General features: G+C 72.9%; 22 protein-coding genes. 9 read left to right on the forward strand and 13 right to left on the reverse strand.

What is annotated here, in order from left to right; translation table 11 throughout:
• Positions 1-4 precede the first annotated feature (4 nt).
• A complete protein-coding gene (locus tag MVA48_RS11425; protein ID WP_246988901.1) occupies positions 5-970 on the reverse strand; it encodes a 4-hydroxy-3-methylbut-2-enyl diphosphate reductase in 966 nt (321 codons plus the stop codon).
• Positions 971-1,107: 137 nt separating this feature from the next.
• Here MVA48_RS11425 and MVA48_RS11430 point away from each other — a divergent pair, with 137 nt between their 5' ends.
• Genes MVA48_RS11430 through MVA48_RS11440 form a run of 3 tightly spaced genes read left to right on the forward strand, consistent with a single transcriptional unit; the run spans position 1,108 to position 3,797 of the window.
• Positions 1,108-2,310 (forward strand): hypothetical protein, encoded by a 1,203-nt coding sequence (locus tag MVA48_RS11430; protein WP_246988903.1) that lies wholly within the window; start codon positions 1,108-1,110, stop codon positions 2,308-2,310.
• 42 nt (positions 2,311-2,352) lie between these two features.
• Complete coding sequence (gene xseA, locus MVA48_RS11435; protein WP_246988905.1) at positions 2,353-3,576, forward strand: exodeoxyribonuclease VII large subunit; 1,224 nt, start codon at positions 2,353-2,355, stop codon at positions 3,574-3,576.
• A complete protein-coding gene (locus MVA48_RS11440; protein ID WP_246988907.1) occupies positions 3,573-3,797 on the forward strand; it encodes an exodeoxyribonuclease VII small subunit in 225 nt (74 codons plus the stop codon). The genes xseA and MVA48_RS11440 overlap by 4 nt, the downstream gene beginning before the upstream one ends.
• A gap of 20 nt (positions 3,798-3,817) precedes the next feature.
• Here the strand turns inward: MVA48_RS11440 and MVA48_RS11445 are convergent, their stop codons facing one another.
• A complete protein-coding gene (locus MVA48_RS11445) occupies positions 3,818-4,045 on the reverse strand; it encodes a hypothetical protein (protein WP_246988915.1) in 228 nt (75 codons plus the stop codon).
• A gap of 266 nt (positions 4,046-4,311) precedes the next feature.
• A complete protein-coding gene (locus tag MVA48_RS11450; RefSeq protein WP_246988917.1) occupies positions 4,312-4,890 on the reverse strand; it encodes a DUF4245 domain-containing protein in 579 nt (192 codons plus the stop codon).
• Between the two features lie 182 nt (positions 4,891-5,072).
• Between MVA48_RS11450 and glpX the strand changes: the two genes are divergently transcribed.
• A complete protein-coding gene (glpX, locus tag MVA48_RS11455; protein WP_256461151.1) occupies positions 5,073-6,122 on the forward strand; it encodes a class II fructose-bisphosphatase in 1,050 nt (349 codons plus the stop codon).
• Here the strand turns inward: glpX and MVA48_RS11460 are convergent, their stop codons facing one another.
• The 3 genes from MVA48_RS11460 to MVA48_RS11470 form a co-directional block, all read right to left on the reverse strand.
• On the reverse strand, positions 6,123-6,809 hold the full coding sequence (locus MVA48_RS11460) for a DUF1707 SHOCT-like domain-containing protein (RefSeq protein WP_246988919.1): 687 nt from the start codon (positions 6,807-6,809) through the stop codon (positions 6,123-6,125).
• Between the two features lie 3 nt (positions 6,810-6,812).
• Positions 6,813-7,598: a hypothetical protein gene (locus tag MVA48_RS11465; protein ID WP_246989399.1), complete on the reverse strand. Its 786-nt coding sequence runs from the start codon at positions 7,596-7,598 to the stop codon at positions 6,813-6,815.
• Between the two features lie 109 nt (positions 7,599-7,707).
• Positions 7,708-8,382, reverse strand: coding sequence for a hypothetical protein (locus tag MVA48_RS11470; protein WP_246988921.1), 675 nt, complete (start codon positions 8,380-8,382; stop codon positions 7,708-7,710).
• Between the two features lie 155 nt (positions 8,383-8,537).
• Here MVA48_RS11470 and MVA48_RS11475 point away from each other — a divergent pair, with 155 nt between their 5' ends.
• The 4 genes from MVA48_RS11475 (at position 8,538) to MVA48_RS11490 (ending at position 13,769) form a co-directional block, all read left to right on the forward strand.
• Positions 8,538-9,935, forward strand: a complete 1,398-nt coding sequence (locus tag MVA48_RS11475; RefSeq protein WP_246988923.1) for a class II fumarate hydratase — start codon at positions 8,538-8,540, stop codon at positions 9,933-9,935.
• Between the two features lie 92 nt (positions 9,936-10,027).
• On the forward strand, positions 10,028-11,317 hold the full coding sequence (locus tag MVA48_RS11480) for a citrate synthase (protein ID WP_246988931.1): 1,290 nt from the start codon (positions 10,028-10,030) through the stop codon (positions 11,315-11,317).
• A 115-nt stretch (positions 11,318-11,432) separates the two neighbouring features.
• Positions 11,433-11,627 carry a hypothetical protein gene (locus MVA48_RS11485; RefSeq protein WP_246988933.1) on the forward strand — a complete coding sequence of 65 codons (195 nt, stop codon included), beginning with the start codon at positions 11,433-11,435 and terminating at the stop codon, positions 11,625-11,627.
• Positions 11,628-11,789: 162 nt separating this feature from the next.
• Positions 11,790-13,769 (forward strand): NlpC/P60 family protein, encoded by a 1,980-nt coding sequence (locus tag MVA48_RS11490; RefSeq protein ID WP_246988935.1) that lies wholly within the window; start codon positions 11,790-11,792, stop codon positions 13,767-13,769.
• A gap of 759 nt (positions 13,770-14,528) precedes the next feature.
• On the opposite strand, the gene MVA48_RS11495 is transcribed toward MVA48_RS11490, so the two are convergent.
• Positions 14,529-14,876 (reverse strand): hypothetical protein, encoded by a 348-nt coding sequence (locus MVA48_RS11495; protein ID WP_246988937.1) that lies wholly within the window; start codon positions 14,874-14,876, stop codon positions 14,529-14,531.
• Positions 14,877-15,119: 243 nt separating this feature from the next.
• Between MVA48_RS11495 and MVA48_RS11500 the strand changes: the two genes are divergently transcribed.
• Complete coding sequence (locus MVA48_RS11500) at positions 15,120-16,412, forward strand: YncE family protein (RefSeq protein ID WP_246988939.1); 1,293 nt, start codon at positions 15,120-15,122, stop codon at positions 16,410-16,412.
• A 60-nt stretch (positions 16,413-16,472) separates the two neighbouring features.
• Here the strand turns inward: MVA48_RS11500 and MVA48_RS11505 are convergent, their stop codons facing one another.
• The 6 genes from MVA48_RS11505 to flgK all read right to left on the reverse strand — a co-directional run bounded on the left by MVA48_RS11505 (position 16,473) and on the right by flgK (position 21,583).
• A complete protein-coding gene (locus MVA48_RS11505; RefSeq protein WP_246988941.1) occupies positions 16,473-17,591 on the reverse strand; it encodes a flagellar biosynthesis protein FliA in 1,119 nt (372 codons plus the stop codon).
• 72 nt (positions 17,592-17,663) lie between these two features.
• The gene (locus tag MVA48_RS11510; RefSeq protein ID WP_246988943.1) at positions 17,664-18,173 is read right to left on the reverse strand and encodes a hypothetical protein; all 510 of its coding nucleotides are present in this window, start codon (positions 18,171-18,173) and stop codon (positions 17,664-17,666) included.
• 201 nt (positions 18,174-18,374) lie between these two features.
• The gene (gene csrA / locus MVA48_RS24485) at positions 18,375-18,695 is read right to left on the reverse strand and encodes a carbon storage regulator CsrA (RefSeq protein ID WP_256461152.1); all 321 of its coding nucleotides are present in this window, start codon (positions 18,693-18,695) and stop codon (positions 18,375-18,377) included.
• Positions 18,696-18,828: 133 nt separating this feature from the next.
• On the reverse strand, positions 18,829-19,284 hold the full coding sequence (gene fliW, locus MVA48_RS11520; RefSeq protein ID WP_246988945.1) for a flagellar assembly protein FliW: 456 nt from the start codon (positions 19,282-19,284) through the stop codon (positions 18,829-18,831).
• Positions 19,284-20,165: a flagellar hook-associated protein FlgL gene (flgL, locus tag MVA48_RS11525; protein ID WP_246988947.1), complete on the reverse strand. Its 882-nt coding sequence runs from the start codon at positions 20,163-20,165 to the stop codon at positions 19,284-19,286. The genes fliW and flgL overlap by 1 nt, the downstream gene beginning before the upstream one ends.
• Before the next feature lie 5 nt (positions 20,166-20,170).
• Entirely contained in the window at positions 20,171-21,583 is a 1,413-nt protein-coding gene (gene flgK / locus MVA48_RS11530; RefSeq protein ID WP_246988949.1) for a flagellar hook-associated protein FlgK, read from the reverse strand.
• Positions 21,584-21,596 lie beyond the last annotated feature (13 nt).

Here is a 21,596-nt window from a genome sequence, read left to right on the forward strand (position 1 = left end):
GTGGTCAGTCGGCCTGCGCCGCGCGCTCGGCCCGACGGAGTTCGTGCGGCAGCGCGAAGACCAGCCGCTCCTCGGCCGCCTTGACCGTCTCCACGTCGGCATAGCCGCGCTCGGCCAGCCAGTCGAGCACCTCACTCACCAGGATCTCCGGCACCGAGGCGCCGCTGGTGACGCCCACGGTGCCGACTCCCTCGAGCCACGCCGGGTCGATCTCGGAGGCGAAGTCGACGAGGTGCGAGTCGCGGGCACCGGCCTCCAGCGCCACCTCGACCAGGCGCACCGAGTTCGACGAGTTCGTGGATCCGACCACCAGGACCAGGTCGCAGTCGGCAGCCATCTGCTTCACGGCCTGCTGCCGGTTCTGCGTGGCGTAGCAGATGTCGTCGCTGGGCGGGGACTGCAGCCCGGGGAACCGGGTGCGCAGCTGGTCGACGGTCGCCAGGGTCTCGTCCACCGACAGCGTGGTCTGCGACAGCCACACCACCTTCTCGGGGTCCCGGACCTGGACGTTCGCGACGTCGTCGGCCCCGTCGACCAGCTGGATGTGCGACGGCGCCTCGCCCGACGTGCCCTCGACCTCCTCGTGCCCGCGGTGGCCGATCAGCAGGATGTCGTAGTCGTCGCGGGCGAACCGCTTGGCCTCCTGGTGCACCTTCGTGACCAGGGGGCAGGTCGCGTCGATGGTCCGCAGCTGCCGGGCGGCTGCCTCCTCGTGCACTGCCGGGGAGACCCCGTGCGCGCTGAAGACCACCACGGAGCCCTCGGGCACCTCGTCGGTCTCCTCGACGAAGATCGCGCCCCGCCGCTCGAGGGTCGCCACCACGTGCTTGTTGTGGACGATCTGCTTGCGGACGTAGACGGGGGCGCCATGGATCTCCAGCGCCCGCTCGACGGCGACGACCGCGCGGTCCACGCCGGCGCAATACCCGCGGGGGTCGGCCAGGAGGACGCGTCCGCGCTGATCAGCCATGCACCCATGGTAGGCAGGTCACGGCGGGGCGCCCGTTCGCCGCTGGTGGGATCGACCACCACGCTTCCGTGTGGCAGCGCGCGTGGAACTGCCCACATCGCGTGTCGCGTCGCAGGTTGTGGGGCACGCTGTGCCCCATGGCCCGAGAGATCCCCGAAGTCGTCCGCGCCGCCGCCGGACTGGCCGCCACCGTGCTGGACGAGGCGCGCAGGCTGCCCGAGACCCTGCCGGGTCTGCCGGTCCGGCTCATCGGCCTCGCCATGCAGCACGCGATGAAGGTGCAGCAGCAGTACGCCGGCTTCGTCGCCCGCGGCGACGAGCTGTTCACCGGCCTGCGCGGCGAGAACGAACCGGGTCTGGCCACCTTCGACGACGACGACGAGGTCGCAGAGCCGACGGCCGGCGGCTTCCGCGACTCCGCGTTCGACCGCGCGACCGCCGAGCCCACCAGCGACGGCATCAGCGACGCCGAGGTCCAGACGCTGCCCTCGGACCCGGCCGCCGACGCGGTGACCGGCGTCGTGGACCGGCTCGCCGACCAGGTCGAGGAGGGCCGCCAGTCGATCGAGGAGCTCGCCGAAGCCGTCCCCGGCACCGACGAGATCCTCGACGAGATCGCCATCGACGAGCTCATCGACCAGGCACCGACCCTCGACGAGACGGCACCCACGACCACCGCCGGCGAGACCCCCGATGTCGCCACGACGGTCGACGTCCTCACTCCCGACGGCGAGGTCGCCCGCGTCGAGGCGTCCGTGACCGACGAGGGCATCGCCGCGCCCGAGGCGCCCGCGAAGAAGGCCGCCCCGGCCAAGAAGGCGGCCCCGGCCAGGAAGGCGGCGGCGAAGAAGGCTCCGGCCAAGAAGGCTCCGGCCCAGAAGGCAGCTCCGGCGAAGCAGGCCACCCCGACGACCGGCACCGACACCGGCCCGGCCACCGCCACGGACGAGGGCGGCAGCCCGGTCGCGGCGGCCACCGGCGTCCGCACGGACGAGGGCGAGACCGGCACGGCCCCGGAGGACGCCGCCATCGCCCAGGGGGCTGCGATCGACGCCGTGGGCGGTTACTCGGCCGCGCCGACCGACGACCCGCAGGGCGGCAGCGAGCTGTCCGGCTCGCAGGCCGCCGGCACCGCGCCGATCGAGGGCTACGACAGCTTCTCCATCGCCCAGCTGCGCGGCCGGCTGCGCGGCTACGCGCTCCGCACCGTGCAGGACCTCGTCGCGTACGAGGAGGCCACCAAGGCCCGTGAGCCCTATCTCCGCATGCTGCGCAACAGGCTGGAGAAGCTCGAGGAGCAGGCCGTCGCCGCCAGCCCGCTGGCGCCCCGGGGGGCGTAACCGGGCAGAAGCCGGTCGGACGGGGATGGCACTCTCGGCGACGTGAGCTCCCCCTCCTCCCCCGAGGCGCCGTGGCCGGTCCGGACGGTCGCGCGGAAGGTCGCCGACTGGATCGGCCGCCTCGGTGAGGTCTGGGTCGAGGGGCAGATCGCCCAGCTGTCCCGCCGGGGCGGCGCGGCGACCGTCTTCATGACGCTGCGCGATCCGGCGGCCGACATGTCCATCCCCGTCACCTGCCACCGCGACGTGGCCGACCGACCCGGCCTGGAGCTGACCGAGGGCGCCCGCGTCGTCGTCCGGGCGCGGCCGGACTACTACGTCGCCCGCGGCTCCTTCTCCCTGCGCGCCACCGAGGTCCGCGCCGTCGGCCTGGGCGAGCTGCTGGCCCGCATCGAGCGGCTCCGGCAGCTGCTGGCCGCCGAGGGGTTGTTCGACGCCGTCCGCAAGCGGCCGCTGCCCTTCGCGCCCGCGGTCGTGGGTGTCATCACCGGCCGTGACAGCGCGGCCGAGCGCGACGTCCTGGTCACCGCCCGGCGCCGCTGGCCCGCGGTGCGCTTCGCGATGCACAACTGCGCCGTCCAGGGCCCCAACGCGGCGGCCAACGTGATGGAGGGCCTCCGCCGACTCGACGCGGAGCCCGACGTCGAGGTCATCGTGATCGCCCGGGGTGGCGGCTCGGTCGAGGACCTGCTGCCGTTCTCCGACGAGGGGCTCGTGCGCGCCATCGCCGCGACCCGCACCCCGGTGGTCTCCGCGGTCGGCCACGAGACCGACACGACGCTGGTCGATCACGTCGCCGACGTGCGCGCGGCGACACCCACCGACGCCGCGCACCGGATCGTCCCCGAGATCGGCGAGCAGCGGCGGCTGGTCGAGGTGCTGCGCTCCCGCGCCCGCCACGTCGTCACCGTCCGGGTGGAACAGCAGGAGCGCTGGCTGGAGTCGATCCGCACGCGCCCGGTGCTGGCCTCGCCCGAGCGGCTGCTGCACGGCCGAGAGGAGGACGTCGAGGCGCTGCGGGGGCGAGCGCGCCGAACCCTCCTGCACCGCGTCGAGGGCGCCGAACGCGACCTGGAGCACGCCCGGGCGCGGGTGGCGGCGCTGTCGCCGGCGGCGACGCTGGAGCGAGGCTACGCCGTCGTCCAGAAGGAGGACGGCGCACTGGTGCGCGACCCGTCGGAGGTGGCCGACCGGGAGCGGCTGCGGGTCCGGGTCGCGGGTGGTCGGCTGGCCGTGCGGGTGGAGCGAGAGGATGGGCAACCGTGAGCAGTGCAGAGGCCGCCGAGCCGACGACCACCTACGAGCAGGCCCGCGAGGAGCTCGCCGACGTCGTCCGCCGGCTGGAGGCGGGCGGACTCACGCTGGAGGAATCGCTGGCCCTGTGGGAGCGCGGCGAGCAACTGGCCGAGCTGTGCCAGCACTGGCTGGACCGTGCGCGCGAACGGCTGGCGGCCGCCGCGCCGGCGGACGACGCCGACCGGTCCTGATCGGCGTCGTCCGCTCGGCCTCAGGCGGCCTGCTGCAACTGGCCGTCGGCGGTGACCACGAACCCGGCCGCGGCGAGCGCGGTGATCATGCGCTCGGCGCGGCGGCGCAGGATGCCGGACATCCGGAGGTCGTCCGGTCGGTGGTCGGTGACGTCGTGGGCCAGGGGGTCACCCGGGCCGTCGTAGAGGCACCGGGCGAGGGCGTCGCGCACGTCCGGCGCGGCGAGCGGCCGTGTGGGGGACTGCACCGGCTTCCGGCTCGGAATCCGGGTCACCATGCCGCAGGCACACGATCCACCGGTGGCAGGGGGCCGGTGGTCGCTGCCGGGGCAGGTGTCACGAGGGGGCATCGCGGGCTCCTTCGACGTGGTGCGAGTGTGACTCGCGGGACTGACGGGACGGAAGAGTCCCGTGAGACCGCGCGTGTCGACACGCGACGCACCCGGCCGATACCACCTTGTGACATGCGGCACATTCGTCGGCTCAGCCGCCTAATTGCCCACACCCGGAGCCGTCAGTCGTTGTACGGCTCCACCGCGGCTGCCACCGTCTCCAGTTCGTCGTCCCCCGCGGAGCCGAAGACGACGACGACGGCGCCGGCGACCTCGACCGACAGCGCGGTCTCGCCCTTCTCCGTGGTGGACCGCGTCCACGTGCGGCCGCCGATGTCGACCGCGCCTTCTTCCCGCGCCCCGTCGAGCACGTCGGCGAGCGGTTCCGCGCGGCGGTCGTCGCTCACCACGAAACCGGCGAACCGCTCCCCCGGCGTCAGATAGCCGATCTCGAGGGTCACCGGATCGCCGTCCTGCGCGTCGCCGGCGTCGGTCCGGGCGCTGGTCGGCCGGAAGCCCTCCTCCAGCCCGTCCGGCGCGAGCAACGGGTAGCTCGCCCGCGCCGCGGCTAGCTGCACCGTGGTGGAGGGGTCGACGGTCCGGACCCCGGTGTCGCCGCTCTGCCGGAACGCCGTCCAGGCCGCGATCAGCAGGCAGATGACGACCAGCGGGAGCAGCGACCGGACCATGTTCGCCGCGTTCATCCGGCCGGCCCGCTCGATCGCCGCGGACGGCGCGGCCGCGGGCGTCGGGCTCGCCACCCCGGGCTCGTCCTGCGACGGATGCGGGCGTTGGCTCGTCGGGCCGACTCCGGTCATGCCCCTAGGATCGCAGGCAAGCCCCCCCACCTCGTCGACCCGCCGTGTCGTCCCATGGCCCCGTTCCGCGCCCCGCTCCGAGCCCGCGAAGGGTGGACGGACGAGGTCCTTCTCCAGGAGGTCCCGTGTCGCTGCCAGTCCCCGAAGGCCACCGCCCCGCGAGCAGCAGCTTCCGCTCGGACCGTCCGGCCCCCGACCGCAACCTCGCCCTCGAGCTCGTCCGGGTGACCGAGGCAGCGGCCATGGCGGCGGGCCGCTGGGTGGGCCGCGGCGACAAGAACGGTGGGGACGGCGCCGCGGTCGACGCGATGCGCGCGCTGATCGGCACGGTGCGCATGAAGGGCGTCGTCGTCATCGGCGAGGGTGAGAAGGACGAAGCCCCGATGCTCTACAACGGCGAGCAGGTGGGCGACGGCCAGGGGCCGGAGTGCGACGTCGCGGTCGATCCCATCGACGGGACGACGCTGATGGCCAAGGGCATGCCGAACGCCATCGCGGTCATGGCCGTCGCCGACCGCGGCGCCATGTACGACCCGTCGGCGGTCTTCTACATGGAGAAGATCGCGGTCGGCCCCGCCGCGGCCGACGTCGTCGACATCACGGCACCGGTCGCCGAGAACATCCGCCGGGTCGCCAAGGCCAAGAAGAGCTCACCCGGCGACGTCACCGTCTGCATCCTCGACCGGCCGCGGCACGAGCAGCTGGTCAGTGAGGTCCGCGAAGCCGGGGCCCGCATCAAGTTCATCACCGACGGCGACGTCGCCGGTGCGATCGCCGCCGCCCGCGAAGGCACGGGCGTGGACATGCTCCTCGGCATCGGCGGCACGCCCGAGGGCATCATCGCCGCCTGCGCCCTCAAGTGCATGGGCGGCGAGCTCCAGGGCAAGCTCTGGCCCAAGGACGACGAGGAGCGGCAGAAGGCCGTCGACGCCGGTCACGACCTCGACCGGGTCCTGCGGATCGACGACCTGGTCCGCGGTGACGTCTTCTTCGTCGCCACCGGGGTCACCGACGGGGAGCTCCTGCGCGGCGTCCGCTACAGCTCGGGAGGCTGCACGACGCAGTCGCTGGTCATGCGTTCGAGGTCGGGCACGATCCGCTCCATCGACAGCCTGCACTCCCTCGAGAAGCTGCGGGCCTACTCGGCCGTGCCGTTCGACCGCCCGGAGAACTAGCTAGGGCCAGCGCGGCGGCGTCGGCGGAAGCGGTGGCGGAAGCGGTGGCATCGGCGGGAGCGGGGGCAGCGGCCGGGCCGCCAGCCGGTCGAGCAGCGCCCGCCACCTGCTCGGCGACTCCCCCGGCGCGAGGCTGCGCAGCTTGACGTCGCCGAAGGCCGCCCGGGCGTGCACGACGACCAGCGGCGTGCCGGCCAGCCGGCGCACCGGCGCGAGGTCGACCTTGCGGTCCCCGATCCAGGCCCGGCCCTCGAGCACCGCGTCCACCCCCTCGGCGACGATCACGTCGATGTCGCCGAAGACGGTGCTGAGGTACAGGTCGATGCGGTCGGCGTCGGTGCGCAGCGGGCGCAGGTCGATCCTGATGTCACCGAAGACCGTGCTGGCCCGCTGCGGCGGCACCGCGCCGACGGTCAGCGTGATGTCACCGAAGACGTTGCGCAGCTCCTCGGCCGCCCGCATGCCGACGATCTCCACCGGGGGGCCGCCCGGCCGCGGGAGGTCGGCCACCAGTCCGTCCAGCTCGCTGGTCGTCGTCGCGTAGGCCGCGTCGGCCCGCTGGCCGAACTCGTCGAGGTCGATCCGCCCTTCCCCGAGCGCCGCCTGCAGCCGGGCGACCACCGCGTCCCGGTCGGCGTCGGAGGCCCGGACACCCGGCGAGGACTCGGACGACGGATCGGACACCACGCGTCACTCCCCGGAGAACGCCACCGTGCAGAGGACCTGGGTGCCCTCCGGCTGGCGACCGGCACACGTGTCCCCGTACGCCTTGTACACCGAGCCGTCCTCCGAGAACCCGTAGAGGGAGTCGCAGTCCTCCATGCTGCCGTCGTAGCAGCTCTGGGCCAGCTCGTCGAGGAAGGGGTCGTCGCCCAGCCCGTCAGGGGTCACGGTCGCGGGCGGGATGCCGGCTGCGCCGGTCGGCTCGGCCTCGCTGGTCGAGGTCGACGTGCTGGTGGACGTCGACGTCGTCTCCTCCGAGCTCGAGCTGGTCGTCTCGCCGGTGGTCGTGGAGCTCGCCGTCGTCGACGCGTCGTCGTCGCCGAGCAGCAGCCAGAGCGCCACGCCGATGGCGGCCACGACGACGACGCCGGCCACCAGGAGCGCGATCAGGGTGCTGCTGCCCCTCTTCGGTGGCCGCCCGCCGGGCGGGCCCCACTGCTGCTGCCCGGGCGGCCCGTACGGCGGCTGGCCCGGGGGGCCATAGGGCACAGCGCCGTAGGGCTGACCCGGCTGGCCGTAGGGCTGGCCGGGTGGCGGTCCGTAGGGCTGCTGGCCGTACGGCGGCTGCTGTCCGTAGGGCCCGGGGGCGCCGAACTGCTGCGTCTGGTCGCGCTGCCCCTCATTGGGCGGTCCGCTCGGCGGGTGGAACTGCCGGGTCGGGTCGTCCGCCCCCGGCGGCGGCCAGCCCTGCGATCCGGGCTCGTCCCCCCCGGGCTCGTTGCCGCCCTGCGGTGGATACGGCGGTCGTGACATGGGGGGATCTCCTCGCCGGTGCGTCAGTGCTGCGGATGCTAGGGCTCCACACCCTCGGCCTGCACCACCGCCCGCCCGGGGCGTCGGATCCGGGCGCATCGACCGGTCGCTACTCCAGCTCGGTGCAGTACATGACCATGTAGGCCTTCACGCGGCCACCGCAGGTGAGGCCGTACTGCTCGTAGTCCGACAGCGGCGGCGACTCGTACATCAGGTCGTCGCAGGACTGCAGGTCGCCTCCGAAGCAGTCCACGGCGTACTGGTTCAGCACCGGGTCGGGGCCCAGCTCGCCGGGCTCGACAGCCGGGTGCTGCTCGACCGGAGGCATCTCCTCCCCCATCGGTCCCCCGAACTCCTCGTCGGCGAACCCCTCACCCAGCATCGACAGCCCCATCTCGCCGAGGGCGTCGACGACCCCGTCGCCGGCCTCGCGGGCGACCTCCGGTCCCACCTCGGCCGCGATCTCCCGACCGATGTCCTGCGCGCTGCCCAGGAACACCGCCGTCACCAGGAAGGCCGCACCGACGGCACCCGCGAGCACCCCGGCCAACGCCACCAGTGCGAGGACCACGGGCCCGCGCGGGACGGACTTCCGCGACGGCGCCGGCGGGATCGGCGCGGCCGGCGCCTCGCCGGGAGGCGGCCACGGCGTCGTCCACGAGGGTGCGGGGGGTGCGGTCCAGACGGTCCCGCCGTCGGCGATCGGCACCCCGCCGTCGTACGGCGGGTGGGACGGCTCGGGCGCCGGCGTGCCGCCGTCGGGAGGAGTGGTCGGCTGGGCCATCGGGAGCTCCTGTGATCGGGGACGGCCGCCGGGAGAGGCGTCCGCTCTGCCGTCATCGGCCCGCGCCGCCAGGACCGGAACCCGGACGGCCCCTCACGGGTGTCTAGGGTCCCTCCCTGAGCACAGTCACCATCCACACCACCCGGGAGCACACCGTGGGTCAGGACGCCGCCGAGTACCGCATCGAGCACGACTCCATGGGGGAGGTCCGCGTACCGGCCTGGGCGAAGTGGCGGGCCCAGACGCAGCGCGCCGTCGAGAACTTCCCCATCTCCGGCACGCCCATCGAGCGCGAGCTCATCGGCGCCCTCGCCGCGATCAAGGGTGCGGCCGCGACCGTGAACGCCGACCTCGGCGTGCTCGACGCCGACATCGCCGGCGCGGTCTCGGAGGCCGCCGCCACCGTCGCGCGCGGCGACTGGGACGAGCACTTCCCGATCGACGTCTTCCAGACCGGCTCCGGGACGTCGAGCAACATGAACACCAACGAGGTCATCGCGACCCTCGCGACCGAGTCGCTGGGCAGGGCGGTCCACCCCAACGACCACGTCAACGCGTCGCAGTCGTCCAACGACGTCTTCCCGTCGGCGATCCACATCGCCGCCACCCGGGCGATCGTCGTCACCCTGATCCCTGCCCTCCAGCACCTCGAGGCCTCGCTCGACCGCAAGGCGGAGGAGTTCGCCGAGGTGGTGAAGAGCGGCCGCACCCACCTGATGGACGCCACGCCCGTCACGCTCGGCCAGGAGTTCGGTGGCTATGCGGCGGCGATCCGGTACGGCGTGGAGCGCCTGCAGGCGTCGCTGCCGCGCATCGGCGAGCTGCCGCTGGGCGGCACCGCGGTGGGCACCGGCATCAACACCCCGCCCGGGTTCGCCGCCGCGATCATCGAGAAGCTGGCCGCCGACATGGACCTCCCGCTCTCGGAGGCGCGCAACCACTTCGAGGCGCAGAGCTCCCGGGATGCGCTGGTAGAGGCGTCCGGCCAGCTGAAGACCATCGCCGTCGGCCTGGTGAAGATCGCCAACGACCTGCGCTGGATGGGCTCGGGGCCGCGCACCGGCCTGGGCGAGATCTACCTGCCCGACCTGCAGCCGGGCAGCTCGATCATGCCCGGCAAGGTGAACCCGGTGATCCCCGAGGCGACCATCCAGGTCGCCGCCCAGGTCATCGGCAACGACGCCGCGGTGACCTTCGCCGGCACGACCGGCAACTTCGAGCTCAACGTGACGCTGCCCCTGATGGCCCGCAACGTGCTCGAGTCGATCCGGCTGCTGGCGAACGTGAGCCGGATCCTCGCCGACCGCACGGTCGACGGCATCACCGCCAACGTCGAGCGCTGCCGCGAGCTGGCCGAGTCCTCGCCGTCGATCGTCACGCCGCTGAACAAGTACATCGGTTACGAGGAGGCCGCGATCGTGGCCAAGCAGTCCCTCAGGGAGCAGAAGACCATCCGCCAGGTGGTGGTCGAGCGGGGCTACGTCGAGCAGGGCAAGCTCACCGAACAGCAGCTCGACGACGCGCTCGACGTCCTCTCGATGACCCACCCCTGAACAGCCGAGCGGAGTGCGAGGGACGCGGAATCCGCGCCCTCGCACTCCGCTGAGGGGGCACCTCGGACGTCGGCGCAGTAGCGTCCGAAGGCGTGACCGAGACAGATGTAGCCCTGCGCTATGACGGCGGCGAACTGCCCCTGCCCGTGATCCCCGCGACCGAGGGGTCCGACGGCATCGACACGAGCAAGCTCCTGGCCACCACCGGCAAGGTGGCCCTCGACATCGGCTTCGTGAACACGGCCTCGTGCACGTCGGCGATCACCTACATCGACGGTGACGCCGGGATCCTGCGGTACCGCGGGTATCCCATCGACCAGCTCGCGAGCTCGGCCAGCTTCCTCGAGGTGACCTACCTGCTGATCTACGGCGAGCTGCCCACCGCCGACCAGCTCGGCGAGTTCGATCAGCGGATCCGACGGCACACCCTGCTGCACGAGGACCTCAAGCAGTTCTTCAACGGCTTCCCCCGCGACGCGCACCCCATGCCGGTGCTGTCCTCCGCGGTGAGCGCCCTCTCGACCTTCTACCAGGACTCCCTGGACCCCTTCGACGAGGAGCAGGTCGAGATCTCGACCATGCGGCTGCTGGCGAAGGTGCCCACCATCGCCGCCTACGCGTACAAGAAGTCGGTCGGGCAGCCGTTCCTGTACCCCGACAACTCCTGCGGCCTGGTCGAGAACTTCCTGCGCATGACGTTCGGGTTCCCGGCCGAGCCCTACGACATGGACCCCGACATGGTCAGTGCGCTGGACATGCTGTTCACGCTGCACGCCGACCACGAGCAGAACTGCTCCACCTCCACCGTCCGGCTGGTCGGCTCCTCGCACGCCAACCTCTTCGCCTCGGTGTCGGCGGGCATCAACGCCCTCTTCGGCCCACTGCACGGCGGCGCGAACCAGTCGGTGCTGGAGATGCTGGAGGCGATCAAGCGCGACGGCGGGAACATCCCCCGGTTCGTCGAGCGGGTGAAGAACAAGGAGCCCGGGGTGAAGCTCATGGGCTTCGGGCACCGCGTCTACAAGAACTACGACCCGCGCGCGGCGATCGTGAAGAAGACCGCCGACACGATCCTGGGCAAGCTGGGCGGCAACAACGAGCTGCTCGACCTCGCCCAGCAGCTCGAGGAGATCGCGCTCAGCGACGAGTACTTCGTCCAGCGCAAGCTGTACCCGAACGTCGACTTCTACACCGGCCTCATCTACCGGGCGATGGGCTTCCCGACCCGGATGTTCACGGTCCTGTTCGCCATCGGCCGGCTGCCCGGCTGGATCGCCCAGTGGCGGGAGATGATCGCGGACCCGTCGACGAAGATCGGCCGGCCGCGGCAGCTGTACACCGGCGCCACGGAGCGTGAGTTCGTCCCCATCAGCAACCGCTGAGCACCCCGCCCCCGGGCCGGGCCGCTGTCTCCAGCAGGAGCCGGTGACCCGGCCCGTGTGCGGTCCCGGCGACGCCCCTACGGTGGGGGCGCCCACGGATCCAGGAGGGACGACCATGACCGAGCCGCCGTCCGGCGACGACGTCCTCGTCATGCCTCCGATGCCCCTGGCGACCGGACAACTGCTCGAGGCCCAGGACGACGGCCCGCCCCAGCGGATCACCAAGGTCGAGGTCGTGATCTCGACCGAGGACGGCGGGGAGCTACGCATCCCGCTGGTCCACCGGCACGGCGCCTGGTGGGCGCCCTGACGTCCGCCGGAACGGAGTTTCACCCTCACCCGGAGGGGTGAGACGGGGAGTCGACCCGTTCAGCGGTCCCCCTCGGCACGTCGATGCCACCTGCGACCGCTCCTGCTGCACCCGCAGCCGGAGCCCGCCAGGTAGGACGACGAGACGCCGGGGGACGCCGCAGTGCCTGCGCCACGCACGTCCTCCCGCACGTCCCCGTCCGGGCAGGTGAAGCGGCCGGCGCTCAGTGCCCGCGAGACCGCTGTCCTGCGCGAGGCCCTCGCCCTGCGTGCCCGCGCCGCCGCCGGGGAGACGCTCACCGCGGCGCAGCTGGAGCTGGTCCGATCCGCCGCGGGCCTGGCCGCCCGCACCGGCCGGTCCCCGGCCGCCCCGCGTCCGCGCGCATCGGTGAAGGGACGTCCGCCGGCGCGTCGCACAGCCCGGAAGAAGCCGGCCGCCCGTCGTGCCGCGGCCGGCCGTCGGGATCGGCCGCGGGCCTCATGGCGGACCCGGATCGGCGTGGTCGCGATGAGCACCCTGCTCATGCCGGCCGCAGCCGCGATGACGCTGTCCGGCAGCCCGGACGGAGGCGTCGGCGGCACCGACGACGTGACCACCCTGGCGCTCGCCGCGCAGAGCACGCTGCTCGCCCAGGCCGGCCAGTACCGACAGCTCGAGCAGGAGCTCTCCCGGCGGACCGACGAGCTCGAGCAGGCCCGGCTGGCCGAGGAGGCCGCGCAGCTGCGCGTCGACGCGGCGCGCGTCGCCGTCGGCTCGCGCGCGGCCGAGCTGTACACGTCTGCTCCGGTCGAGCGCTATCCGCTCCTGGGGCTCGACGTGCGGAACGCCTCGGGGACGTCCGACGTGCTGTTCCACCAGGCCGTGGCCGACCGGGCCGACCGGGACCTCGAGCGCACCGTCGTCCGCGCGGAGCGCACGGTCGCGGCCCTCGAGACGGCGACCGCCCGGGTCGCCACGGCCGCGGCGGCGGTCGAGGAGGTCAGCGCCCGCGCGGCGCAGGTGCTGGCGGAGGTGCGGGACGAGATCGGCGGTCTCGGCACCGCCGTGACCGCCCGTCTCGCCGGGCTCGGCGCGCCGGTCGGCGGGGCGGCCCAGGCGCGCAACCAGCAGGCCATGGCCCGCTGGCAGACCTACTTGGCCCGGTTGGACGACGCCGGAATCGGGCTGCCCACCGCGGCGGAGCTGTCCGATGCCACCCAGCTCCCGATGGGCCTGTCCCCGGCGCTGGACGCGGACCGCCGGCCGGTTCCGGGCATCGCCTGGGCGGTGATCGGCAGCAGCCCGGTCACCGTGCTGCCCGCCGAGACGGTCGCGGCGGTCAGCACCGCACTGTCCCAGCTCGGCAAGCCCTTCGCGCCGGCGACGACCGGCCCGGAGACCTACGACTGCGGTGGCCTCGCGGCGAGCGCCTGGCTGCTGGCCGGGTACGCCCTCCCGACCAACCCCCAGGAGCAGTGGGCCGTGGGGGCGCCCGTGCCGGCGGCCCAGCTGAACACCGGCGACCTGGTGTTCTCGCCCGGCGGCCGCGACGTCGGCATCTACCTGGGCGACGGCGACGTGCTGAGCGCCTCGGCCGCCACGGGGCAAGTCGGCGTCCGCGACCTCGTGCCCGGGTCGTCGGCGACCCGGGTGACCCTCCCGACGCCCGCCGCCTCGAATCCGCCCCTGCCCCTGGACGGCCGGGCCGGCAACTGCGGCGCGGTCCCGCCCCCGCCGGGCAAGGCGCCGAGCCCGGCCTGGGGCGGCTACGCCAACGGGCGGATCCCGGGCGACGCGCTCTGCGAGCTCGGGGTCTACCGGCACGCCCTGCGCTGCGACGCGGCCCATTCGTACAAGCTGATGAGCGAGGCCTTCCAGGAGGCGTTCGGCAGCCGGCTGTGCATCACCGACTCCTACCGGTCCTACGCGTCGCAGGTGTCGGCGTACGCGCGCAAGCCGGCGCTGGCCGCCTGGCCCGGCACGTCCAACCACGGCTGGGCGCTGGCGGTCGACCTGTGCGGCGGCATCAACGTCGCCGGTTCACCGCAGTGGAACTGGATGGTGGCAAACGCCGGGCGCTTCGGATGGGTGCAGCCGACCTGGGCTGCGCCCGGCGGCGAGAAGCCGGAGCCGTGGCACTGGGAGTACGGCTACATCTCCTGAACCGGCGGCTACAGCCAGGGCAGGTCGCCGACCCGGTGCCACGGCAGCGTGACGCTGGCCTCCGTCGTCTCCCCGGCCAGGCGGGCGGCGACGGCCGCTCCGGCGCACGCAACCGGGCGCTGCGTGTCACCACGACGTGCATGTCGTCCAGAGTCAGGCCGGCCGCCGCGATCGCCGCACGCATGCGCCGGGGAGCCACCAGCGACGAGGTGGCCAGCAGCGGCACGTCCGGATGCGACCAGAGGGCGACCGGGCCCTCGACCCTGAGGTCCAGCGCCACCTCCTGCGCCCGCTCGAGGGCCGCCGACCGGGCGGCGTCCGCGTCGGCCGCGGCAGTGGGAGCCCAGGGAACGACCACGTCGTCCCGGCGGACGACCAGCCGCCAGCCGACGGCGGTGCGCGCGGCATCGCGCCAATCGAGGACGGCGATCCCGGAGCTCGCCGCCGCGGCGTCGGTCACCGGGCGGTGGGCGACCCAGCTCGACAGCGCATCGGCGATGCCCTCCTGGGTCGGTGCGACCCCGGAACTGCTCATCTCGTCGGCCAGCTCGCTCAGGTGCACGCGGGTGCGCCGCTCGTCCTCCTCCAGGACGACGAGCGAGCCCGCGCCGGGGCGCGAGACGACGTCCACCCTCAGCTGCGCGGTGGCCAGCCGGGGCAGCACGGCATCGGCGACCGCTCGGAGGTCCGACACCTCGACGCGAGAGGTGCGCAGGCGCTGCAGCAGGCCGGCGGAGCCTCCACCGAACCGGGTCTCCATCAGCCGTCCGCACCTCCGTCGAGGGTCGCCCGGACGGTGTCGGACAGGTCGGGGAGCGCCAGGACGCCGGCCAGCTCGGCCGCGCTCAGGCGGACAGGCAGCACGTCGTCGTCCCATCCGGTGGCGAGGCGGACCCGCGCAGCGGGTGCCGGCCACACGGCGTCGCGGGCCGCGGCGACGTGCAGCTCGGTCAGCACGTCCTCGAGGTGGATCGCGGCGACGGGGTGGACGTAGCGACCGGTCAGCGCGGCGCGCACCGCGGTCGCGAGCTCGGCTCGCTGCGGGCCGGCCAGCCAGTACGGGACCAGGACCTCGGGAGCGCGGCCGCCGGCGGGCAGCGCGCTCACGGGTGTCCGCCGGGGACGGGCCGCACACCGCGGGTCCGGGCACCCTGAGTCCGCGCGCCGTGGTCCGCTGCCCCGGCGGAGCGGTGGGTGCGGGGACGAGGCGTCACGTGGTGGATATCGGCAGCGGGAGACGTCGATCGACCCGTGTCGCAACGATTTCCGGCCGCGATCGGCGAACCCGCTGCGTAACCGCAGGGCGAGCCCGGCGTTTCCATTCCGAAGCCGATGCCAGGAGGACGCTCGATGCGCCGCACCGCCACCGTTGCTCTTGCCGCCACGCTCGCCACGACCGCCGTCACCACCGGAGCGGCCACCGCCCAGGGCGCGCCCGGCGGTTCCGCTCCGCCGCGGGAGGTCATGTTCGTCGGCAACAACTGGGACGGCACCGCCACCGTCGTCGATCCACGGACCTACCGGCCGATCACCACGATCGACACGATCCCCGACCGCGCGGAGCGGATGGCCGAGATCCTCGCCAGCCCCGACAAGCTGGCCTTCTACCTCGCCATCCAGGCGGCGATCGGCGAGGGCAACGCGCAGTACACCGACGACATGTTCACCACGCACGACGGCCGGCTGCTCGCGGTCAGCCGCCCGAGCTTCGCCGACGTCGTGGGCATCGACCTGACCTCCGGGGACGTCGTCTGGCGCTTCCCGATGGAGGGCTACCGCTCCGACCACATGGGCGTCTCGCCGGACGGCACGCGGCTGCTGGTCAGCGACTCGACCGCCAACAAGGTGCACGAGCTCGACATCCTCACCGGCGAGAAGACCGGCGAGTTCCCCAGCGGCGACAGCCCGCACGAGAACAACTACACGGCCGACGGCGAGCGGGTCTTCCACGCCAGCATCGGCCGCGTCTACACCCCGGTCGACCGGCCGGTGCTGCGCGAGCCGTACGACACGCAGAAGGGCGAGCGGTACCTCCAGACCGTGCGCACCGACGACCTGTCGATCGAGCACCGCTGGGACATGGGCCGCGAGCTCGAGGAGGCCGGCCACCCCGGCATGGAGTCGGCGGTCCGGCCGATGACGCTGGCACCCGACGAGCGGTACGTCTACCTGCAGGTGTCGTTCTTCCACGGCTGGATCGAGTTCGACACCCAGGCTCCCGACATCGACGGCACGACGACCTATGCCGGTGAGCCCGCCGTCGGCGCCGTCACGAGGGTCGTCGACCTCCCGAAGCGGACCACCGAGCCGCGCGAGAACTACGTGCTCGACTCCGCGCACCACGGCATGACCATGAACGCCTCCGGCACGACGCTCTGCGCCGCCGGGACGATGGACGGCTACGCGGCGATCGTCGACCGCTCGACGGCCCACCACGCGCTCGTCGACGTCGGCGAGAAGCCGTACTGGTCGACCAACGGCCCGGACGGCGAGACGTGCTGGGTCTCGGTCAGCGGCGAGGACGCGGTCGTCGTCATCGACTACGCCACGGCGGACGTGCTGGCCGAGGTGCCGGTCGGCGACCACCCGCAGCGGGTGCGCGAGGGCGTCGTCGCCCGGGACGTGCTCCGGTCCTGGAGGTGACCGAGCCGAAACCGCGGTTTCGGCGCCTGGCCGGACGAGCCGGAACCGCGGTTTCGGTCGTCAGTCGACCAGTTCGGCGAGGCGGTCCTTGAGCGCGAGCTCGACCCGGTCGGCGTAGACGTTCATGTTGCGCACCGAGGTGTTCAGGTCGGCCGACAGCTGCGTCTTGGTCTGCCCACCCCACGTGGTCAGGTACCACGTCGCCCACCCGAGCACATTGGGCTGGCCCGCCCGCTGGTCCCGGCGGGCGGCCGGGTCCGGCGCGCAGGCGGCGGTCAGCGCGTGCGAGAGCAGCGTCTGCTCGGCCTCGCCCATGATCTCGTCCGGCGCCTCGGAGGAGTCCGGCAGCAGGATCTCGGTGGCGTCCGGTCCGCCGTCCAGGGACTGCAGGTTGCGCAGCCCGTTCAGCGTCGCGACGGTCTGGGAGTTGCGCCGCAGGGTCGCCACGCTCTGCCCCATGTAGGCGGCCAGTTCCCTCTCGCTGGGCCGCCGCTGGTGCTCGGCGATGAAGGCGGCGATCGCCTTCTGCTGCTTGTGCTCGGTGTCGGCCGCGGTGCGCCCGTGGGCGTTGCGGCCGAGGTCGTGCACCCACTTGGAGAGCTGGGTCGCGAGGAACGCTCCGAATGGAACCGACTTGCTCTCGTCGTACTGGCTGACGGCCTTGAGGATCCACTCGTAGACCTGCTGGCCCAGGTCGTCCGGATCGGGCAGGTGCAGGCGGATCGTGCTCATGTTGCGCTGCAGCCGCTTGAGGCTGACCGGCCCGTAGTGCCGGCAGAGGTCGGCCAGGAACTCCGGCGGGAGGTCTCGGGGGGTACGGCGGCGGACATCGGTCTCGGCGCGCAGGCCCACCGTCGACGACCCGTGCCGCGCCGCCCAGGCCCGGATCCAGTCGGCCAGCACCGAGGCCGACCCAGGGACCCCGTCCACCCGGTAGAGACCCTCACCCTGGTCGTAGGTGACGGTCACCCCGGCAGGCAGGTCGGCGCGGAACCGGTCGAGGGGCAGCTCGCGGTCCACCCGGAAGTGCACCCGGTCGCGGGGCGTGATGGGCGCCAGCGCCCAGCCCTCGGACTCAGGGATGCCGCCGAAGACGAGCGGCTGACGAACACGGTTGCGGTTGTCGGTGGCGGTGGACGTCGGGGTGATGACAGGGAAGGACGTGGCGCGATCGGACACCGGTACTCCTGGGCACTACGGGGAAGGAGGATCTCGGGGAAGGAGACCCGGAAGTTGCTCGGGAGGGGGCCCTCAGGCCGGAACCCTCTCGCCCAGACCGTGGGACGGCGACCGCGGCGCCGGGACGACGGCGGCGGACGTCGCCGGCAGGCCCTCCACGACATCGGCGGCCGAGACGCCGTACGGCGCCTGCTCGAGCAGCACGGCGGCCGCGGCCCGCTCGGCCTCGCCGGGCTCGGCGGTGTAGACCGGCATGTGGTCGTAGAGCGTGGCGAAGAGGGCGCTGACGAAGGCGTACGCGGCCTGGGCCTGTGGTGAGAACTTGGCGACGGCGGTGCGCGGGCCGAGGTCGACTCCGACGGTCACCCGGACCACCCGGTCGTCCTTGCTCAGCCCGGTGATGCCGAACGCGACCTGGTCGTGCTCGGTCGCGAGGGCGGCGAGAGCGGCCAGGCACTTGCGCGTGGCACCGCGTCGCGGGCGCAGCTGGACGTGGACGACCACGCTCTCCTGCTCGGCCTGTTCGGCCTGCTCGCCGCTCCGCGCGTCGAATGCCGCCACGCTGGTTGCACTGCGTTCCATGCTGATCGCCCCCTGTCACTTGCTTGGGGAGAAATCTGCCCTATCGCCTCGGCATCGACCCCGACAACACTCGCCGTGTCATACGCAGTTGTGGACCATTACTTCGGCAGATGTTGCCCGTGTCGCCCCCTTCTCGGGTCGCCCTTGCGGACACACAGCAGCCTTTGCCCAAAGGGGGCCGGCCGGAGCCGTGCAGATGTGTCAGCCGGTGGTCCCATCCGCGGGTGCGGAGCCGCCGGAGCCGCCTGCGGAGATGGGGGCCGCTTCCCCGTCGACCTCGGCCGACCCCGGTGACGGCGGAGGGGCGAACGCCGCCAGCGCCCCGAGGCTGTCGGCCGTCACCTGGGCTGCCAGCAGGTTCGCCTCGGCGATCTGCCGGTAGACCTCCTCGCGGTGGATCGCCACCTCGCGGGGCGCCTTGAACCCGAGTCGGACGGTGCCGCCGCGCACCTCGACGACGTGGACCTCGATGTCGTCGCCGATGCGGATCGTCTCGCCGACGCTGCGGGTGAGTGTGAGCACGAGTACCCCTCCATGGGTGTGGTGTGGTGGCCGTCCTTGGCGTCCCGCCGGGGCGGGGGTGTTCTGGTGGCGCGGTCGTTCCGGTGGTGCTGGTCGAGCCGGCGGCTGCACGATGCCACAGTCGCCGACGGATTCATCGGATGAGCGGCTGCCGGATGGGGTGCGTGCCGTCCACGAGGACGACCTGACGGGCCCGGTGGGTGTCCGGATGCACGACCAGCGGCGCCCGCAGGTTGGCAGTCGCGGTGGCGACGTCGCCGTCGAGCACGGTCACCAGGCAGAACAGCTGCGCCTCGGCGACGTCGGCGAGATCGAGCTCGTCGCAGACCGCGATCGGCAGGACCGGCGCGTAGTCGGGGAAGAAGGCGCCGGCGCGCACGGCGAGGAAGCGGGGACCGTCCGGCGCCAGGGACTGCAGCCAGAAGAGCGTCCCGCCCTCCTCCGCGGGGACGAGGACGTACTCCCGGTGCCCGGGGAAGCCGGGGAGCGGCTCGGACAGGGCGATCGCCTGCACGGCGGCCGGCATCCGCGCGGGGGCGTGCGCGGAGGCCGCCCGCGGCGCGGGCGTGCGGAGCAGGGACGCGGTCATCAGCGCAGGTAGTCCAGGAGGGTCGGCGAGATCGCCTTCGCCGTCGCGGCCAGTGCGGCCTCGTACCCGACCCTCTGCATCTCCAGCTGCATGATCGTGTTCGGCAGGTCGATGTTCTCCGTCTCCGCCAGCCGCGAGTTCAGGGCCAGGGACCGGTCGAAGTTGATCCGCGCCAGGCCGTCGAGCCGGTTGGCCCGCGCGCCGACGTCGGCGACCGCCTTGTACATCGTGTTCATGATCGCGTCGAGGTCGGCGAGGTGGGTCTCCAGCGCCGCCGGGGACGTCGTCACGTCGGTGGCGATGCGGGCGACCACGGCGAACAGATCGTCGCCGGGAGTGCCGAACGCCTCGGGCCCCGTCGTGTCGACGCGGAGGACCTCGGTCTCCGACACGCGCCGGGTGACCGGCGGGCCGGCCAGCCCGACGTACGCGCCCGTGCTGTCGTATGCCTTGCTGTTCGGGGTCACCCCACCGAAGAGCGGACGGCCCTGGACATTGGTGTTGGCGAGAGTGAGCAGGCCCTCGCGCAGGGACGCGACCTCGGTGGCCAGCGCCGAGCGGCTGGCCTCGGAACCGCTCCCGCTGCTGAGGCCCTGGACGGTGAGGTCGCGGATCTTCCGCGTCATGTTGATCATGTTCTGCAGCGTGGAGTCGGTCTGCTCCAGCCAGTTCTGACCGTCGCTGATGTTGCGCGCCTCCTGGGCGACGCTGGCGATCTCCGCCCGGGCCTGCATCGCCCTGTTCGTGCCGGTCGGCGAGTCCGACGGCGCATTGATGAGGCGACCGGAGGTGAGCTGGTGCTGCAGCCTGCCGACGGCGTCGAGGTTGCGGTTGAGTCCCTGGAGGCTGGTGAGCGCGACGGCGCGCTGGGTGATGCGCACTCAGATCACCGGCCCACGATGCCGGTGCGGTTGATGAGCACGTCCAGGGTCTGGTCGATCGCGGTCACCATGCGGCCCGCGGCGGCATAGGCGTGCTGGAAGGACAGCATGTTCGTCATCTCCTCGTCGAGGTTGACCCCGGACACCGACTCCCGCGCCGCGTCCACCTGCGTGGTGATCACGTTCTGGATGCCGAGGTTCCGCTTCGACACCGCCGCCTGGACGCCCAGCTCGACGATCATCTTCCGGTAGGAGGCGTCGACACCCAGCGGCTCCAGCCGGAGCTGGGCGATCCGGTCGGCGACCGTGTTGTCGACCGCGGGCACGCCGGCCGTCGGCGGCACGCCCGAGGCGGCCACCAGTGCGGGATCGGTGATCAGGACCCGGAGCGACTCAGCAGTGATCGGTCCGCCCGACGACCCCAGGAGGGGCGTGCCCGGGTTGCCCAGCGAGTCGTAGGCGTTCGTCGTGTGGGCGGTGTTCAGGGCGGCGGCGAGGTCCTGGGCGAGCCGGTCGAGCTGCCCCCGGTAGCCCGGCAGGATCACGTTGAGCGCGGAGAGCTGACCGCCGGCGGTGCCGCCGGCCGCCACGGTGAACCCGCCGGAGGCCGTGACGATGCGCGGCTTGTCCGTCGGCGTGATCAGGTTCGGGTCGTTGGGGCCCTGGACGGCGAACTGGCTCGCGGCCGTACCGGAGACCAGCGACATGCCGCCGACGATCACGTCCACCATGCCGTCCTCGCCGGGGCGGGTGGTGGCGCCGATCTGGTCGGCGAGCTTCATGACCAGCAGGTCCCGCTGGTCGGCCAGGTCGTTGGCGGGCAGCCCGCTCTGGGTGGCACCGCGGATGGCCTTGTTGAGCTGCGCGATGGTCGTGGCGGCCGCGTTCACGTCCTTGACCAGGACCTCGAGGTTCTCCCGCGTCTGACCCCACTGCGCGCCCAGCGACGCCTGGCTGAAGTGGATGCCGCCGACCAGGGTTTCCAGCTGCTGCAGCACCTGGCCGCGCGCGGCGGGCTCCTTGGGGTTGTTGGCGACGTCCTGCCAGCCCTTCCACATGTCCGAGAGCAGGCTCTGGATGCCGGTGTCCCCCGGCTCGCGGAACGACTGCTCGACCAGGTCGTAGGCCTCGGTCTCCGCGACCAGTCGAGCGCTGTTGGCGTGCTCGACGTGACCGCGCCCTTCGAGGAAGGCGTCGCGGATGCGCGACACGGCGTCCGCATTGACGCCGGCGCCGATCCCGGGGCTGGTCGAGAAGAAGGCCGGGACGGCGCTGCCGCCGATGGCCTTCAGGTCGACCCGCTGCCGCGAGTAGCCCTCGGTGTTGACGTTGGCGATGTTCTGCCCCGTCACGTCGAGCGCGCGCCGCTGCGCCCACAGCGCGGTCGTGGCCGCGTTCAGCGCCGAGAACGTACTCACTTCGACTCCTCGC

It is taken from the genome of Blastococcus sp. PRF04-17 (assembly GCF_023016265.1).
Taxonomy (GTDB): domain Bacteria; phylum Actinomycetota; class Actinomycetes; order Mycobacteriales; family Geodermatophilaceae; genus Blastococcus_B.

Excerpts from the sequence above, each read along its gene's own strand:
- MVA48_RS11425 (WP_246988901.1), bottom strand. The coding sequence starts at position 970 with ATGGCTGATCAGCGCGGACGCGTCCTCCTGGCCGACCCCCGCGGGTAT.
- MVA48_RS11430 (WP_246988903.1), top strand. The coding sequence starts at position 1,108 with ATGGCCCGAGAGATCCCCGAAGTCGTCCGCGCCGCCGCCGGACTGGCC.
- MVA48_RS11465 (WP_246989399.1), bottom strand. The coding sequence starts at position 7,598 with ATGTCACGACCGCCGTATCCACCGCAGGGCGGCAACGAGCCCGGGGGG.
- MVA48_RS11470 (WP_246988921.1), bottom strand. The coding sequence starts at position 8,382 with ATGGCCCAGCCGACCACTCCTCCCGACGGCGGCACGCCGGCGCCCGAG.
- MVA48_RS11485 (WP_246988933.1), top strand. The coding sequence starts at position 11,433 with ATGACCGAGCCGCCGTCCGGCGACGACGTCCTCGTCATGCCTCCGATG.
- MVA48_RS11500 (WP_246988939.1), top strand. The coding sequence starts at position 15,120 with ATGCGCCGCACCGCCACCGTTGCTCTTGCCGCCACGCTCGCCACGACC.
- MVA48_RS11510 (WP_246988943.1), bottom strand. The coding sequence starts at position 18,173 with ATGGAACGCAGTGCAACCAGCGTGGCGGCATTCGACGCGCGGAGCGGC.
- fliW (WP_246988945.1), bottom strand. The coding sequence starts at position 19,284 with ATGACCGCGTCCCTGCTCCGCACGCCCGCGCCGCGGGCGGCCTCCGCG.